The sequence below is a fragment of the Nonomuraea sp. NPDC001684 genome (assembly GCF_053596515.1).
In genome coordinates, this window is the sequence record NZ_JBSFGJ010000062.1 from 16,601 (window position 1) to 31,988 (window position 15,388).

Below are 15,388 nucleotides of genomic sequence, written 5' to 3' on the forward strand. Positions count from 1 at the left end.
GAACGACGGCAACGGGACAACTTCCGACATGGCAGACATACTGCTTTAACCAGCCTTTATTCGTCCACTCAACCCCGGAAAACCCTACCTAACCGCTCTCACCATCGAGACCGTGAACCCCATCGATCACACCAGCAAGATCTTCCTGACCAGTTGGAGTTCCGCTCGACAGTGTGCCACGCGAGTCCCGCGGGAAGCCCGCGAACGCCGGGATGCGCATGGCCGGACACAGGGCGTCCCGGCGCGTCGGCCCGGGATTGCGGGTACCGTTGACGACCGTGCCGGACTCCCATCTCCCGTCAGTGGACGAACTGCTCAGCATCGCGGTCGGCGCTCTCGGAGGGAGCGAACGGCAGGGCCAGGTCACCATGGTCAAGGCCGTCCAGAAGGCCATCGACGACGAGGAGCACCTGGCCGTCCAGGCGGGCACGGGCACCGGCAAGTCGCTGGCGTACCTGGTGCCCTCGATCCGGCACGCCATGGACAGCGACACCCCCGTCGTCATCTCCACGGCCACCATCGCGCTGCAGCGCCAGCTCGTCGACCGCGACCTGCCCCGGCTGGCCGAGGCGCTGGGCAAGGAGCTGCCGCACGAGCCGACGTTCGCCATACTCAAGGGCCGGCGCAACTACCTGTGCCGCTACAAGGCGACGGCGGGCTGGCCCGAGGAGGACGAGCAGGACCAGCTCTTCGACCCGCGTGAGGTGAGCGCGACCGGCCGCATGGTCCAGCGCATCCAGGAGTGGGCCGACGAGACCGAGACGGGCGACCGCGACGAGCTGGTGCCCGGCGTCAGCGAGCAGGCCTGGCGGCAGTTCTCGGTGAGCGCGCAGGAGTGCCTGGGCGCCACCCGCTGCCCGAGCGGCCCCGAGTGCTTCGCCGAGCTGGCCAGGGCGCGCGCGGGCGAGGTCGACGTCGTGGTGACCAACCACGCGCTGCTGGCCATCGACGCCATGGGCGACCTGCCGGTGCTGCCCGAGCACGAGGTCGTGGTCGTCGACGAGGCCCACGAGCTGGTCGACCGGGTGACCTCGGTGGTCACCAGCGAGCTGTCGGAGGCCTCGGTGATGCTGGCCGTGCGCCGCGTCGGCCGGCTGATCGAGCAGCCGCTCGCCGACCAGCTCCTGGAGGCGGGCGAAGACCTCAAGGCGCTGCTGGCCGCCGCGCCGCCCGGCCGCATCGACGAGCTGCCGCAGGTGCTCGGCCTCACCCTGCAGCTCATCCGCGACACGGCCTGGCGCTGCATCACCGCCATGGGCCCGCGCAACGCCGACAAGGACGACCCCGACAAGGCCGGCCAGCGCAAGGCCGCCTTCACCGCGCTCGACGAGGTGCACGACACCGCCGTCCGCATGCTCGACGCCTACGGCCACGCCTCCGAGGCCGACCGCGCCGAGGTGGTCTGGCTCGACGGCGCCACCGACCGCCGTCCGCCCATGTTGCGGGTCGCGCCGCTGAGCGTGAGCGGCATGCTGCGCGACCGGCTGTTCGGCGAGCGCACGGTGGTGCTCACCTCCGCCACGCTCGCCCTCGGCGGCACGTTCGACGGGCTGGCCGCGCAGTGGGGGCTGGGCGACAGCAAGCGCTGGCAGGGCATCGACGTCGGCTCGCCGTTCGACCACCCGCGCGCCGGCATCCTCTACGTCGCCAAACACCTCCCCCAGCCGGGCCGCGACGGGCTGCCGCAGCAGTACCTCGACGAGATCACCGAGCTCATCGAGGCGGCCGGCGGGCGCACGCTGGGGCTGTTCTCCTCGATGCGCGCCGCCAAGGCCGCCACGGAGGCGCTGCGCGAGCGGCTCGACGTGCCGCTGCTGTGCCAGGGCGACGACTCGACCATGCTGCTGGTCAAGCAGTTCGCCGAGGACGAGCCGACCTGCCTGTTCGGCACGTTGTCGCTGTGGCAGGGGGTCGACGTCCCCGGGCCGTCGCTGCGGCTGGTCATCATCGACCGGGTGCCGTTCCCGCGTCCCGACGATCCGCTCACCTCGGCCCGGCAGCGGCACGTCGCGGCGCGCGGCGGCAACGGGTTCATGGCGGTCGCGGCCAACCACGCGGCCCTGCTGCTGGCCCAGGGCACCGGCCGGTTGCTGCGCGCACAGGACGACAAGGGCGTCATCGCGGTCCTCGACCCGCGCCTGGCCACGGCCCGGTACAGCGGTTTCCTGCTGGGGTCGTTGCCGCCGTTCTGGCGCACCACCGACCCGGCCGTCCCCCGAGCCGCGCTCAAGCGGCTGTCCACCGAGTCCTGACCCGCTGATCTTCAGGGACCGACTTCGGGCAACGGCCTTTTCCCTTACGGCTTCGCCGGGTCAGGCCACCCGCCGTACGGGGCCGGTGGCCTTCCAGGGAACGCCCGCTGACCCTTCACCGGCGGGCCGCCGTCACGCGAGCCCACCCTGCCCCACTCCGTGGCCCCGCGAGCCCGCGACGGAACCCTGAGCGGGTCTGATCCGGGAGCGGTACTGCGGGAGCGGCTAGAACGGGGTGAGGTCGGGGCGCTTCGGGGTGAGGCCGTCGCCGGAGGAGGTGCCGCGCAGGCGGCGGGACATCCACGGCACCAGGTGCTCGCGGATCCACTGGGCGTCCTCGCGGCGCCGCGCGCGCGGGTCGACCAGCCGCTCCGGCCAGTCCTTGCGCCAGTCGTCGAACGGCACCCCGAGCACGTCGAGCACGCGGGCCGCCACCAGCCGGTGGCCGTCCTCGTTCATGTGCAGGCGGTCGGTGCTCCAGGCCCGCCAGTCGCGCAGCCCCTGCATCGACCACTGGTCGACCAGCCGGCAGCCGTAGAGGTCGGCGATGGAGCGGATGTGCAGGTAGAAGATGGCGAAACGGCCGCGCAGCCGGCGCATCAGCGGCGTGTCGCGCGGATCGACCCCGGTGAACAGCAGCACGTCCGCGCCTCCGGCCCGCAGGTCGCGCACCGCGCGGGCCAGGCGCTTGGCCATCACGTCGGGGTCGCTGCCCGGCCGCAGCAGGTCGTTGCCGCCCGCGCAGAAGCTGACCAGGTCGGGACCCATCTCGATGGCCCGCGGCACCTGCTCGGTGACGATCTGGTCGAGCAGCTTGCCGCGGACGGCCAGGTTCGCGTAGCGGAACGCCGGGTCGTCGGCGGCGAGCCGTTCGGCCACCCGGTCGGCCCAGCCGCGATAGTGCCCGTCGGGGCCTGGATCGTTCAGTCCTTCGGTGAAACTGTCCCCGAGTGCGACGAAGGACTTGTATTGCCTCATGAGCTGCTGTTCATCTCCGCGATAGCGTGTAGCGCCAGGACGTAGGACTGTAGTCCGAATCCGGCGATCGTGCCCGTCGCCACCCCGGCGACGACCGAGGTGTGGCGAAACTCTTCCCTCGCCGCGGGGTTGCTGATGTGCACCTCGACGAGCGGGGCGGTGCGCTGGGCGATGGCGTCGCGCACGGCGTAGGAGTAGTGGGTGAAGGCGGCCGGGTTGAGCACGACGGGAATGCGGCCGTCGGCGGCCTCGTGCAGCCAGCCGATCAGCTCGGCCTCGTCGTCGGTCTGGCGCACCTCGACCTGCTCGCCGAGCTTGCGGCCGGTCTCGCGGCACAGCTCGGCGAGGTCCTCCAGCGTCTCGGCCCCGTAGACGTCGGGCTCGCGGGTGCCGAGCCGGCTCAGGTTGGGGCCGTTGAGCACGAGGATCATCGCGCGATCTCCTTGTAGGCGGCTTCGAGCAGCTCTTCGGCGGGGTCTTCGAGCCGCCCGGGCCTGGCCAGGTCGTCGAGGACGACGAAGCGCTGCTTGGCGCCCCGGTTCTTCTTGTCCAGCCGCATGTGGTCGCGCAGCCGCGGCCAGGCGCCGGCGTGGTAGGAGACCGGCAGGCCCACGGAGGTGAGGATCGCGCGGGTGCGGGCGGTCAGGTCGGCGCGGCCGGACAGCCGGGACAGCTCGGCGGCGTAGACCATGCCGATGGCGACCGCCTCGCCGTGGCGGATCGTGTAGTGCTCGTCGCGCTCGATGGCGTGGGCGAGCGTGTGTCCGTAGTTGAGGATCTCGCGCAGGCCCTGCTCGCGCAGGTCGGCGCCCACGACGTGGGCCTTGACGCGGATCTTGCGCTCGATCAGCTCGCGGGTGTGGGGGCCGTCGGGCCTGGTGGCCCCCTCGGGGTCGGACTCGACCAGCGTGAGGATCTGCGGGTCGGCGATGAAGCCGCCCTTGATGATCTCGGCGAGCCCCGCCACGTAGTCGGCCTTCGGCATGCCGGGCAGCACGGCCAGGTCGCAGAGCACCCCGGCGGGCGGCAGGAACGTGCCCACCAGGTTCTTGCCCTCGGGGGTGTCGATGCCGTTCTTGCCGCCGACGGCGGCGTCGACCATGGCCAGCAGCGTCGTCGGCACGAGCACGACCTGCACGCCGCGCAGCCAGGTGCCGGCCACGAAGCCGGCCAGGTCGGTCGTCGCGCCGCCGCCCACGCCCACGACGGCGTCGGAGCGGGTCAGGCCGTGGCGGCCGAGCGCGGACCACAGGCCGGCGGCCACCTCGGGCGTCTTGCACGCCTCGCCGTCGGGGACGGGCAGGTCGGCCACCTCGTAACCGGCCTCGGCCAGCGCCGCGAGGACCGGGCGGGACAGCTTGGGCAGGCCCTGCGGGCGGACGACGGCGACCGTGCGCACGCCCGGCCGGAACAGACCCGGCAGCTCGGCCTGCACGCCGCTGCCCACCACGACGTCGTACGGGCTGTCGCCGGATACGGGAATCCGCGTCGCGGTCATGCCGGCAGGCCCTCCAGGATCTCGTCGGCGAGCTCGCCGGGGTCGCGCTTGTCGGTGGCGAGCGTGACCACGGCCAGACGCTCGTAGACCGGCCGCCGCTCCTCCATCAGCTTCTTGAGCTGGCTGCGCGGGTTGAGCACCAGCAGCGGCCTGGCCGAGCCGAGCCCGACCCGCTGGACCGCGTCGGCCAGGCCCACCTGCAGGTAGACCACGTGGTGACCGGCGAGCAGGGCCTGGGTGTCCTCGTTGAGCACGGCGCCGCCGCCGAGCGACAGGACGCCGTCGTGCTCGGCCAGCGCGCGGCGCACGGCCTGGTGCTCCAGCTCACGGAAGCGGGCCTCGCCGTCCTCGACGAAGATGTCGGAGACCGGCTTGCCGGCCACGGCCTCGACGTCGGCGTCGGTGTCGCGGAAGGCGACGCCGAGCCGATCGGCCAGCAGCTGCCCGATCGTGGTCTTGCCGGATCCGGGCGGCCCGATGAGCACGGCTCTGGTCACTGGTCGCTCACCCCTTCTCGTTCGCTCCGCGCGGCCGTCACTTGATCACCATCGAGGAGAGGTAGCCGGACAGGTTGCGGGCGACCTCCTCCACCGAGTCGCCGCCGAACTTCTCCAGGGCCGCGTCGGCCAGCACCAGCGCGACCATGGCCTCGGCCACGATGCCCGCGGCCGGGACGGCGCACACGTCGGAGCGCTCGTGGTGGGCCTTGGCCGCCTCGCCGGTCTTGACGTCGATCGTGGCCAGGGCCCTCGGCACGGTGGAGATGGGCTTCATGGCGGCGCTGACCCGCAGGACCTCGCCGTTGGTCATGCCGCCCTCGACGCCGCCCGCGCGGTTGGTGACGCGCTTGACGCCGTTCTCGGCGGTGTACTCGATCTCGTCGTGGGCGCGCGAGCCGGGCCGGCGGGCGGTCTCGAAGCCGTCGCCGACCGCGACGCCCTTGATCGCCTGGATGCCCATGAGGGCCGCGGCGAGCCGGGAGTCGAGCCTGCGGTCCCAGTGGGTGTAGCTGCCCAGGCCGGGCGGCAGGCCGTAGGCGAGCACCTCGACGACGCCGCCGAGCGTGTCGCCCTCTTTGTGCGCCTGGTCGATCACGGCGACCATGGCGGCGCTGCCCTCGGGGTCGGAGCAGCGGACCGGGTCTTCGTCGATCCTGGCCAGGTCGCCGGGGCCGGGCAGCACCTCGGTCGGGGTCTGCGCGCCGCCGATGGAGGTGACGTGGCTGACGATGTCGACGCCGAGCGCCTGCTTCAGGAAGCGCCTGGCGACCTCGCCGAGCGCGACGCGGGCCGCGGTCTCGCGGGCGCTGGCCCGGTCGAGCACCTGGCGGGCGTCGTCGAAGCCGTACTTCTGCATGCCGGCCAGGTCGGCGTGGCCGGGGCGGGGGCGGGACCGCGGCGCGTTGCGGGCCAGGCCCTCCAGCTCGGCCGGGTCGACCGGGTCGGCCGACATGACCTTCTCCCACTTGGGCCACTCGGTGTTGCCCACGCGGACGGCGACCGGGCTGCCCATGGTGCGGCCGTGGCGCACGCCGCCGACGATCGTCACCTGGTCCTGCTCGAACTTCATCCGCGCGCCGCGGCCGTAGCCGAGCCTGCGGCGGCGCAGGGCCTCGTCGATCGCGGCCGTGGTCACCTCGACCCCGGCGGGCAGTCCTTCGAGGATGGCAACGAGTTCGGGGCCGTGGGACTCTCCGGCCGTCAACCAGCGCAACATGACTCCAAGTCTTCCACGTGCGGCCGGGTGGGATGTCCGTCGTTCACCAGCCGAGACAGAGCGCCACGAAAGCACCGAGCAGCATGAACGGCCCGAAGGGGAACTGGGTGTGCCGGTCGCCCCGCCCGGTGAGCAGCAGCGCGACCGCGTACAGCGCGCCGAGCAGCTGCCCGGCGAACGCGGCGGCCACCCACGTCTGCCAGCTCATCGCCGCCGCCGCCATGCCGATGAGCCCGGCCAGCTTGACGTCGCCGAGGCCCATCGCGGCCGGCCTGGCGAACCACAACAGGCCGTAGACGGCCGCCAGCGCCGCCGCGCCGAGCAGCGCGCGCGGCAGCTCCCCGGTGGGGAGCAGGGTCAGTGCGATGATCGGGTACGCGGGCAGCGTGATCGCGTCGGGCAGCAGGGTGGTACGCCAGTCGATGACCGCCAGCGCCGTGCCGGCCAGCGCGAGACCCGTGTACGGCGGCCCGGCGAGCCAGGCGGTCAGCGCCGTCACGGCGGCGGTCAGCAGTTCCACGCCCGGCGGCCACGGCGGCGGGGACGCGAGGTCGTCGTAGGCGTCGGCCAGCGCCCTGACCTGGTGTCCGGCGACCAGACCGAGCAGCGCCATCAGTGCGACCACGAGCAGACCATAATGCGGCGGCCCGGCGGCCGTCCCGGGATCGCGGCGGGCGGCCCGGGTATGGCGTGCGCCAAGAGCGAACCCGCGTCCCGGCGGGCTTTCGCGCCCCGGACGGAGGGCCGCGACGCACGCCGGCGGTCATGGGTTCGGGGGTGATCCCCCAAGGAACTTTGATCGTCCGGGACGGGGTGGCACGCGGCTCCGGGGGTGGTCAGGAACCTACTTTCTGTCGTGGCCCCCCGGAAGAGTGACCGAGAGGAAGACCCATGTTCCGTGGCATCCTGGCCGGCGGCCTCGCGCTGAGCGCCGCAAGCCTCATCATGACCGGCCCCGCCGCGTACGCCGACCTGCAGGCCCCTTACGCGCGGGCCGCGGCGATCGTCGACGCGGACGGCGAGCTGAACAACGGCAAGAACATCCTCAAGACGTGGCGGGCCTCGACCGGCCGCTACTGCGTGATGGTCGACAGGCACGTCACCACGTCCGCCGCGGTGATCCAGATCACCCCGCGGGCGCCCCGCCGCCTGCCGTTCATCGCCTACCGGAACTCGTCGGCGACCTGCCACGAGTCCAACACCATCACCGTCGGCGTCTACGACACCAGCACCGGCCGGCTCGCCGACGGCGGCTTCGACCTGACCATCTCCTGACCGAGAACCGAGGGAGCACCCAAATGAACATCATCCGGCGCGCGGCCGGCGTCGCGCTCGTCGCGGCGGCCGTCCTGACGCCCGCGGCGGCGTACGCGGACACGCCCTACGCCCAGGCCTCGGCCACCGTCAGGGCGGACGGCGTGGTGACCGCCAGCAAGAACGTCGAGGAGGTCAGGCGTATGTTCCGCGGGACGTACTGCGTGATCCTCAGCGACGACGTCGACTACGACGGCGACCTGGCGATCCACGTGACGCCGACGGGCCGGTCCAGCTACCCGCGCTCGCTGTCGGTGCAGCGCGGGGCGGCGATCTGCGGCGGCCACTACCGGGCGGTCGCGGTCTACAGCCAGCTCGCCGACGGCGTGGCGGCCGACACCGGGTTCTACCTGACCGTCTCCTGAGGACGTCCGCTCCTGAGGACGTCCGCTCCTGACGACGTCCGCTCCTGACGACGTCCGGCGAACGCCCCCGGCCGGTGACGACACCGGCCGGGGGCCTCGGCTTGTCCGGCTCACGGGAGAAGCGGCGTTCAGCCTTTTCCGTGGGAGGAGCGGCGTTCAGCTGTTTCGGCGGGAGAACCAGCGGCGGCGGGGCGGGGCGGGCTCCATCCTGGCGACGGTGACGCCGCCGAGCTGGTCGACGGTGCCGGACTCGACCGCGGCCAGCGCCTTCAGCACCTCGCCCTCGATCACGAACTGCACCGGCCCGGCCACGTCGACCACGACCGCGGCGGCCTCCTCGTGCACGGCCGCCCGGCAGACCTGGAGCGTGCCGGTCTGGATGGGGCGGGCGTCCTTGCGCCATCTGGTCAGCGCGTCGGTGCCGGTGAAGGCGAGCACCGCGTGCCTGCCGTCCTGGCCGACGAGCTTGGGCAGCGCCATCTCGCTCTCCTTCTCCTGGCGCAGCCCGTGCTCACCGACCTCGGACTCGGTCAGCAGGGCGACCACCGGCACCAGCAGCCGCGCGCCGCTCAGAGCGGCCAGCACGTCGGCGGGGCCGCACGCGCCCGACTCGTAGGCGGCCAGGGCGGCGGCCACGGCGGGGGCGGCGCTGCCGTCGTCGTCGGGGTCGAGTGGCTGTGGGATGGTCGGCACAACGAACGAGACTACCCGCGGCCGCCACCGCCCCCGTTCCTGGAGGCATCCCGGAGGCGTTCCTGGGATGCTCGGCGGTGTTCCGGCGGTGTTCTGTCGGGGTGGGCTGCTAGACAGGTGCGGTGCGGATCTCTCGGCTCCCCCTCGACGAGCAGACTGCGGCCGTGCGGGCCGTGCTGGAGACCGACCCGGTGCTGGTGCGGGTGCTCGGCGGAGCCCGCTCGCTCGGCCTGCCCGGCTGGTGGCTGGCGGCGGGCGCGGTCGTCCAGGCGATCTGGAACCACGTGACCGGACGTCCGGCGGGCTACGGCGTCAAAGACTACGACCTGATCTATCACGATCCGTCCGACCTGTCGTGGGAGGCGGAGGACCGCGCGATCAGGGCCGGGCGGGAGCTGTTCGGCGACATGCCGGTGGAGATCCGCAACGAGGCCCGCGTCCATCTGTGGTACGAGCGCCGCTTCGGCGTGCCGTGCCCGCCCTACGACAGCTCCGAGGCCGCGATCGACTCCTTCCCCAGCACCACGAGCGCGATCGGCGTCCGGCTCACCCCGTCGGGGGCGTGGCGGGTCTACGCCCCCTACGGCGTGGCCGACGCCTTCAACCTCGTGCTGCGTCCCAACCCCCGGCAGGCGCCGCGCGAGGTCTACGAGGCCAAGGCGGCGCGCTGCGCCGATGCCTGGCCCGAGCTGACCGTGCTCCCCTGGTGCGAGCCAGGGCCTGCCGGTCAGCCGGGCTGACCGGTCAGCCGAGGCCCGGCCGGTCAGCCGAGGTCGGCGATGGCGGCGACCGGTCCGCCGCCCGACGGCCCCTGGTGCACGGCGGCCACCGAGACGAACACCGCGGGGTCGCCGGTGACCGAGGCCGCCACCCCGCCGACGGCCGCCTTGATCTGCCGGTGCCAGTGCACGTCGGAGTCGTCCAGCATGATGTTGCGTCGCCCGCGCACCCGCCCCGACGGGTCGGCCTCGCACTTCATGAACACGTTGACCAGCCGCCCGCCGAGGTCGGAAGGGTGGGGACGGTCGGGCAGCGGCAGCCCGGAGTCCCTGATGGCCGCCCAGATGCCGTCGGCGTCGAGCGCGTCCTGCATGACGCTGTGCCCGATGCGGTAGCGCCCGCCGATGCCGCGCACGTTGCCCACCAGCACGATCTGCGCCCGGTCCAGCTCCACCCCCGACGAGCACGATGCCACCGACGAGTACAGCGACAGGTCCTTGTGGATCTGGTCGGCCCGCGGCATGTCGATCTCGCCGAGCGCGACGGCGATGCCGAGCGCGGTGGTGGAGTTGGACAGGTCCATCGACGGGCCGGTCTCCTCGATGGCGGTGTCCTGGCCGCGGCTTTTGGCCTCGGTGATGGTGGCCAGGGTGAGCAGCGGCGTCTTGGTCTGCACGTAGTGCACGTCGCGCGGGTCGTCGATGCCGGCGATCTTCATGGCCTCCCGCACCCCGGCGGCCACCTTCTCCACCATCGCCGGACGGCCGATGTCCTCGGGCAGGATCACCTCGCTCATCGCCACGCCCACCGACAGGCGCGGCTCGTCGCTCATCGGCGCGTCCGCCGTGGTGGCGAAGACGGTGGCGTGCGGGCTGAGGACGCCGTCGGTGCCGCCCGACCACACCAGCGGCACGCTCTCCGGGGACGGGTGACCGTGCTCGGCCAGGACCTCGCGGAAGGCCCGGTCGGCCAGGATGCGCGTGTAGTCGTTGACGCCGCCGTTGCCCTCGGTCTTGCCGATCACCGCGAGCACCCGGCGTGCCTCGATCACCCCGTCCTCGATGAGCCGGGACAGCCCGGAGGCGTCGGTCACGCTCTCGATCGGCACCTTGCGCACTTCAATCGGGTCCGGCATGCGTTGCCCCTTCTCCAGTACCGGCTTCCCCACCGTCGCGACGCTAGCCGAGCGGCCTGGCGGGGTTCATGGGCAATGTCTGCCCATGAACGGCCGCGGCGATGTCAAGGTGCGCTGGCCGGTCAAGCTCTCGGCGGAACCTCGAAGCGCACAAACGGAGCGAAGGTAGTGTTCCCGGATGTGATTCGCGAAGCCCACGTCAACGGCATCAAGCTCGTCTACCGCGAGGAGGGCGACCCCGCCGCTCCGCCGCTGGTCCTCCTCCACGGCAGGACCGCGAACCACAACGACTGGAACGGCATCACCCAGCACTTCGCCGCCCGTCACCACGTCCTCGCACCCGACCTGCGCGGCCATGGGGCCAGCGACCGTCCGGGCGAGTACGCGGTGAGCACGATGGCCGAGGACGTCGTGGCGCTCCTCGACCACCTGGGCCTCGACCGCGTCCGGCTGGTCGGGCACTCGCTCGGCGGCATGGTCTCCTACCATGTGGCCATGCGCCACCCCGAGCGGGTCGAGCGGCTGGTGCTGGAGGACGTCACGGCGCCGTACCCGATCGAAGGACGGCAGCCGCTCGTGGAGGACGACTCCACCGGCTTCGACTGGCGGATGATGCACCAGACCGAGCCGTACATCGTCGATCCCGACCCGGCGCTGGCCGCCGAGCTGGGGAAGATCACGGCACCCACGCTGGTGCTGTCCGGCGGACGGCTGAGCCCGTTCGACGCCCCCGGGCTGGCCCGCCTGATCCCCGGCGCCGAGCTGGTCACGATCGAGGCCGGGCACCTCGTCCACGTCACCGAACGGGCCGCCTTCCTGGCCGCGGTGGACGCCTTCCTGGACAGGTGAGACCAGGCAGGCCATGACCTCTATGCTGGTCGTCCCCCCACGATTCACGGAGACCCGCTGTGTCCAGCCCCCCATCGGCCCCCCGTCCCGGCATGACCCCGGAGCGGGTCGGGATGTTCAGCGACGCGGTCTTCGCGATCGCGATCACGCTGCTCGTCCTGGAGATCCCCCGCCCGGCGGAGGACGACTTCCGTGACCTCGCGGGCTTCCTGAGCCATCACCAGGGCTCGTTCGCGGCGTTCGCGCTGGCCTTCCTCATGTTGTGGTTCAGCTGGCGGGCTCACCACACGCTCTTCGACCAGCTCCACCGGGTCTCCCAGCCGGTCCTGCTGCTGCACGTGCCGCTGCTGCTGTGCTCGGCGTTCCTGCCGTACACGATGAACCTGTGGAGCGAGATGTCGGCGGCCGACATCGACGTCCAGGCGTCCAAGGGCCTGGCGCTGGCGCTGTTCGCGGGGACCGAGGCGCTCCTGATGTTCTGCCAGGGCGCGCTGTTCACGCTGGCCCTGTCGCAGGGGCTGCTCAACGCCCACGCGAGCAGGCGGCGCATGGCCACCTCGGCCTGGGTGTACTGGGGCTGCGGGGTGTTGTGGGCGGTCAGCGCGGTCCTGGCCTTCGGCGTCGGCGAGGACTCCACGTTCCTGTGGATGGCCACGCCGGTCGTGGTCGCGATCATCGTGCTCGTCCGCAGGCGGCTCGCCCCTGGCGCGGTTCAGCCGGATGTCACGGGGCAAACGTGACCTCAATGTCACAAAGATCCGCCAAGGTGAAAAGGTGCGAACGAGGCTCAGCGATCACGTAAGGGAACGACTGGGCACGTTTGGCCTCATGGCGCCCTCGATCGTGCAGTGCGCGGTGGGCGCGGCGCTGGCCTGGGTCGTCGCCGTCGACCTGCTCGGGCACGCCCGGCCGTTCTTCGCCCCGATCTCCGTGCTGATCTGCGTCGGCGTGGGGCTCGGCCAGCGGCTGCGGCGCGTCGCCGAGCTGGTGGTCGGCGTGAGCCTCGGCGTCGGCGTCGGCGACCTGCTGGTGTCCTGGATCGGCTCGGGGCCCTGGCAGCTCGCGCTGGTCGTCGGGCTGGCCATGGCCGTCGCGCTGCTGCTCAACGGCGGGGCGCTGTTCGTCGCGCAGGCGGGCTCGTCGGCGGTGCTGGTGGCCACGCTGCTGCCCGGCGAGAACGCCGGCGGCCTCGACCGCATGGCCGACGCCCTCACCGGCGGCGTCATCGGCGTCGCGGCGGTCGCGCTGATGCCCGCCAGCCCGTTCACGATCGCGGCCAAACACCTGTCGGGGGTGCTGGACGCGCTGTCCACCGTCCTGGAGCAGGCGGCGGAGTCGATCGAGAAGCGGGACGTCGACCTGGCCGCCGAGGCGCTGGAGGAGGCGCGGACGACGCAGGCCGCCGTCGAGGAGTTCGCGATGGCGCTGGAGACCAGCAAGGAGATCACCATGATCTCGCCGCTGCACTGGCATCGCCGGGCCGCCCTGGCCCGGTACGAGACCGCCGCCGTCCCCGTCGACCTGGCCCTGCGCAACGCCCGGGTGATGGTCCGCCGCACGCTGGCCGCGTTGGGCGAGGCGAGCCCGCCGCCCACGGCGCTGGCCGAGGCGATGCGGGAGGTCTCGGAGGCGGCGCTGCTGCTGCAGCTGGAGCTGGCCGCCGGACGCGATCCCCTGCTGGCGCGGCAGGCGCTGCTCGCGGTGGCCGGCCGCGAACGGCCCGAGCGGCTGGGCTTCTCGGCGCACGTCATCATCGCGCAGCTGCGGTCGATCGCGGTGGACCTGTTGCAGGCCACGGGCCTGGAGCACGAGCAGGCCAGCCAGGCGCTCACCCCGCTCGACGAACCCCAGAGCAGCTAGCACCCCCGCGCACGCCGAAGGCGGGCACCCGTACGGGCGCCCGCCTTCGCGGTCCTGCGGTTACGCGGTTCGCGCTTTCGCGGTTCCGCTTTCCGCGGGGAGGTCAGACCGTCTGGAGCGCGGCCTCGGCCTCCAGGGTCGCGGCGGTGGCGTTGATCACGGCGGCCACCCGCAGCGCCTCCTGGACCTGCTCACGCGGCATCCCCGCGCCCCGCAGCACCTGCTCGTGCGACTCCAGGCAGCGGCCGCAGCCGTTGATCGCCGAGACCGCCAGGCACCACAGCTCGAAGTCCGTCTTGTCCACGCCCGGGTTCCCGATCACGGTCATCCGGAGCCTGGCCGGCAGCGTCGCGTACGTCTCGTCGCCGATCAGGTGGGTGGCGCGGTAGTAGACGTTGTTCATCGCCATGATCGACGCGGCCGCCTTGGCGGCGGTGAACGCCTCGGCCGACAGGTGGTCGGCGGCGTCCTGCGAGAGCTCGGCGATGACCCGCGCCGACCTGGTGGCCAGGGCGCACGCCAGGACGGTGCCCCAGAGCTGCTGGTCGGTCAGCGACGAGGTGGTCGTGACCGAGCCCAGGTTGAGCCTGGTGTCCTTGGCGTAGTCGGGCAGGAGCGACTTCAGGGTGTCGACGCTCACTGGGCCAGCAGCTTCTGGGCGTCGAGGCCGGCCTCGCCCTTGTTCCAGTTGCACGGGCACAGCTCGTCGGACTGCAGGGCGTCGAGGACCCGCAGGACCTCCTTGACGTTGCGGCCCACGGAACCGGCGGTCACCATCGAGAACTGGATCTCGTTGTTCTGGTCGACGATGAACGTGGCGCGCTGGGCGACGCCGTCCTGGCCGAGCACGCCGCAGGCCTGCGACAGCTCGCGCTTGATGTCGCTCAGCATCGGGAAGGGCAGGTCGCGCAGGTCCTCGTGGTTCTTGCGCCAGGCGTGGTGCACGAACTCGGAGTCGATCGAGACGCCGAGCACCTGGGCGTCACGGTCGGCGAACTCGCCGTTGAGACGGCCGAACTCGGCGATCTCGGTCGGGCAGACGAACGTGAAGTCCTTCGGCCAGAAGAACACCACGCGCCACTTGCCCTCGTAGGTCTTGTGGTTGATCTCAGCGAACGCCTTGTCGGGGTCGAGGTCGACACAGGCCGTGAGTTCGTACTCGGGGAAGCGGTCACCGACGGTGAGCAAGTTCCTACTCCTTCGGAGGAAGTGCGGGTCAGGGCACCTACGTTGCCGCACCTAGCATTGATTCGAGAAATCGAGTAGTTGGACCAATCTGAGAGGTGATTCCTATCAGTGAGCCCATGCCCACCCTCGCTCAGCTGCGTTCCTTCCTGGCCGTGGCCGAGCATCTCCACTTCAGGGAGGCGGCGACGGCACTGAAGATGAGCCAACCCACCCTGTCCGGAAATATCGCCTCATTGGAGGAGATATTGGACACACAGCTGCTGGAGCGGACCACCCGCAAGGTGCTGCTCACCTCCGCCGGCGAGCGCGTGGCCGAGCACGCCTGGCGGGTGCTGGCCGCCGTGGAGGACCTGATGGGCGAGGCCGCCCAGAACCGCGAGCCCTTCAGCGGCCCGGCCCACCTCGGCGTGATCCCCACCGTGGCGCCGTACGTGCTGCCCGCGCTGCTGCCCATGTTCGCCCAGCGCTTCCCGCAGCTCAAGCTGACCGTCCACGAGGCCAAGACGGACACGATCCTGGAGGAGGTCCGCGAGGGACGGCTCGACCTGGTCCTGCTCGCCCTGCCCACGGACGTGGGCGGCCTGGTGGAGACGCCGCTCTACGACGAGGACTTCCTGCTGGCCCTCCCCCACGACCACCCCCTGGCCGCGGACCCCGCGCCGCTCGACCGCGACGCGCTCAAGGGCCTGGACATCGTGCTCCTCAACCAGGGCCATTGCCTGCGCGAACAGGCCATAGACGTGTGCCGCGAGGTGGGCGCGCGGGCCACCGCGACCACGTACGCGACCAGCCTGCCGACGCTGGTGCAGCTCGTGGCGGG

The 15,388-nt window shown here is 72.0% G+C and carries 18 protein-coding genes; 8 read left to right on the forward strand and 10 right to left on the reverse strand.

Annotated features, from left to right (window positions below):
• Nucleotides 1-278: 278 nt before the first annotated feature.
• On the forward strand, nucleotides 279-2,252 hold the full coding sequence (locus tag ACWCSD_RS14940; protein ID WP_449915302.1) for an ATP-dependent DNA helicase: 1,974 nt from the start codon (nucleotides 279-281) through the stop codon (nucleotides 2,250-2,252).
• Between the two features lie 225 nt (nucleotides 2,253-2,477).
• On the opposite strand, the gene ACWCSD_RS14945 is transcribed toward ACWCSD_RS14940, so the two are convergent.
• Genes ACWCSD_RS14945 through ACWCSD_RS14970 form a run of 6 tightly spaced genes read right to left on the reverse strand, consistent with a single transcriptional unit; the run spans nucleotide 2,478 to nucleotide 7,069 of the window.
• A complete protein-coding gene (locus ACWCSD_RS14945) occupies nucleotides 2,478-3,230 on the reverse strand; it encodes an SGNH/GDSL hydrolase family protein (RefSeq protein ID WP_358284970.1) in 753 nt (250 codons plus the stop codon).
• The gene (gene aroQ / locus ACWCSD_RS14950; RefSeq protein ID WP_352363963.1) at nucleotides 3,227-3,661 is read right to left on the reverse strand and encodes a type II 3-dehydroquinate dehydratase; all 435 of its coding nucleotides are present in this window, start codon (nucleotides 3,659-3,661) and stop codon (nucleotides 3,227-3,229) included. The genes ACWCSD_RS14945 and aroQ overlap by 4 nt, the downstream gene beginning before the upstream one ends.
• Entirely contained in the window at nucleotides 3,658-4,728 is a 1,071-nt protein-coding gene (gene aroB / locus ACWCSD_RS14955; protein ID WP_449915305.1) for a 3-dehydroquinate synthase, read from the reverse strand. Before aroB ends, aroQ begins: the two co-directional genes overlap by 4 nt.
• Entirely contained in the window at nucleotides 4,725-5,225 is a 501-nt protein-coding gene (locus ACWCSD_RS14960; protein WP_449915308.1) for a shikimate kinase, read from the reverse strand. Before ACWCSD_RS14960 ends, aroB begins: the two co-directional genes overlap by 4 nt.
• Nucleotides 5,226-5,262: 37 nt before the next feature.
• Complete coding sequence (gene aroC / locus ACWCSD_RS14965; protein WP_358284964.1) at nucleotides 5,263-6,444, reverse strand: chorismate synthase; 1,182 nt, start codon at nucleotides 6,442-6,444, stop codon at nucleotides 5,263-5,265.
• A gap of 43 nt (nucleotides 6,445-6,487) precedes the next feature.
• Nucleotides 6,488-7,069 carry a prepilin peptidase gene (locus ACWCSD_RS14970; RefSeq protein WP_449915310.1) on the reverse strand — a complete coding sequence of 194 codons (582 nt, stop codon included), beginning with the start codon at nucleotides 7,067-7,069 and terminating at the stop codon, nucleotides 6,488-6,490.
• A 266-nt stretch (nucleotides 7,070-7,335) separates the two neighbouring features.
• Here ACWCSD_RS14970 and ACWCSD_RS14975 point away from each other — a divergent pair, with 266 nt between their 5' ends.
• Together ACWCSD_RS14975 and ACWCSD_RS14980 are read left to right on the forward strand one after the other, a co-directional pair.
• Nucleotides 7,336-7,719, forward strand: a complete 384-nt coding sequence (locus tag ACWCSD_RS14975) for a hypothetical protein (protein WP_352363953.1) — start codon at nucleotides 7,336-7,338, stop codon at nucleotides 7,717-7,719.
• Between the two features lie 23 nt (nucleotides 7,720-7,742).
• A complete protein-coding gene (locus ACWCSD_RS14980) occupies nucleotides 7,743-8,123 on the forward strand; it encodes a hypothetical protein (protein ID WP_358284960.1) in 381 nt (126 codons plus the stop codon).
• Nucleotides 8,124-8,279: 156 nt separating this feature from the next.
• Here ACWCSD_RS14980 and ACWCSD_RS14985 read toward each other — a convergent pair whose 3' ends face one another.
• Nucleotides 8,280-8,816, reverse strand: coding sequence for an SseB family protein (locus tag ACWCSD_RS14985; protein WP_387664235.1), 537 nt, complete (start codon nucleotides 8,814-8,816; stop codon nucleotides 8,280-8,282).
• 122 nt (nucleotides 8,817-8,938) lie between these two features.
• Here ACWCSD_RS14985 and ACWCSD_RS14990 point away from each other — a divergent pair, with 122 nt between their 5' ends.
• The gene (locus ACWCSD_RS14990; RefSeq protein ID WP_449915315.1) at nucleotides 8,939-9,556 is read left to right on the forward strand and encodes a nucleotidyltransferase family protein; all 618 of its coding nucleotides are present in this window, start codon (nucleotides 8,939-8,941) and stop codon (nucleotides 9,554-9,556) included.
• A 23-nt stretch (nucleotides 9,557-9,579) separates the two neighbouring features.
• Here the strand turns inward: ACWCSD_RS14990 and bar are convergent, their stop codons facing one another.
• Nucleotides 9,580-10,671, reverse strand: a complete 1,092-nt coding sequence (gene bar, locus ACWCSD_RS14995; RefSeq protein WP_449915317.1) for a barbiturase — start codon at nucleotides 10,669-10,671, stop codon at nucleotides 9,580-9,582.
• 180 nt (nucleotides 10,672-10,851) lie between these two features.
• Between bar and ACWCSD_RS15000 the strand changes: the two genes are divergently transcribed.
• From ACWCSD_RS15000 to ACWCSD_RS15010, 3 genes are all read left to right on the forward strand, one after another.
• Nucleotides 10,852-11,520, forward strand: a complete 669-nt coding sequence (locus ACWCSD_RS15000; RefSeq protein WP_397163713.1) for an alpha/beta fold hydrolase — start codon at nucleotides 10,852-10,854, stop codon at nucleotides 11,518-11,520.
• 92 nt (nucleotides 11,521-11,612) lie between these two features.
• Nucleotides 11,613-12,260: a TMEM175 family protein gene (locus ACWCSD_RS15005; protein WP_449915321.1), complete on the forward strand. Its 648-nt coding sequence runs from the start codon at nucleotides 11,613-11,615 to the stop codon at nucleotides 12,258-12,260.
• Nucleotides 12,261-12,348: 88 nt separating this feature from the next.
• Nucleotides 12,349-13,380 carry an aromatic acid exporter family protein gene (locus ACWCSD_RS15010; protein WP_397163709.1) on the forward strand — a complete coding sequence of 344 codons (1,032 nt, stop codon included), beginning with the start codon at nucleotides 12,349-12,351 and terminating at the stop codon, nucleotides 13,378-13,380.
• Nucleotides 13,381-13,483: 103 nt separating this feature from the next.
• Here the strand turns inward: ACWCSD_RS15010 and ACWCSD_RS15015 are convergent, their stop codons facing one another.
• Nucleotides 13,484-14,020: a carboxymuconolactone decarboxylase family protein gene (locus ACWCSD_RS15015; RefSeq protein ID WP_352329931.1), complete on the reverse strand. Its 537-nt coding sequence runs from the start codon at nucleotides 14,018-14,020 to the stop codon at nucleotides 13,484-13,486.
• A complete protein-coding gene (locus ACWCSD_RS15020) occupies nucleotides 14,017-14,568 on the reverse strand; it encodes a peroxiredoxin (protein WP_357964755.1) in 552 nt (183 codons plus the stop codon). The genes ACWCSD_RS15015 and ACWCSD_RS15020 overlap by 4 nt, the downstream gene beginning before the upstream one ends.
• Nucleotides 14,569-14,684: 116 nt before the next feature.
• Here ACWCSD_RS15020 and ACWCSD_RS15025 point away from each other — a divergent pair.
• The coding region (locus tag ACWCSD_RS15025) for a LysR substrate-binding domain-containing protein (RefSeq protein ID WP_449915327.1) at nucleotides 14,685-15,388 on the forward strand (704 nt) is incomplete at its 3' end.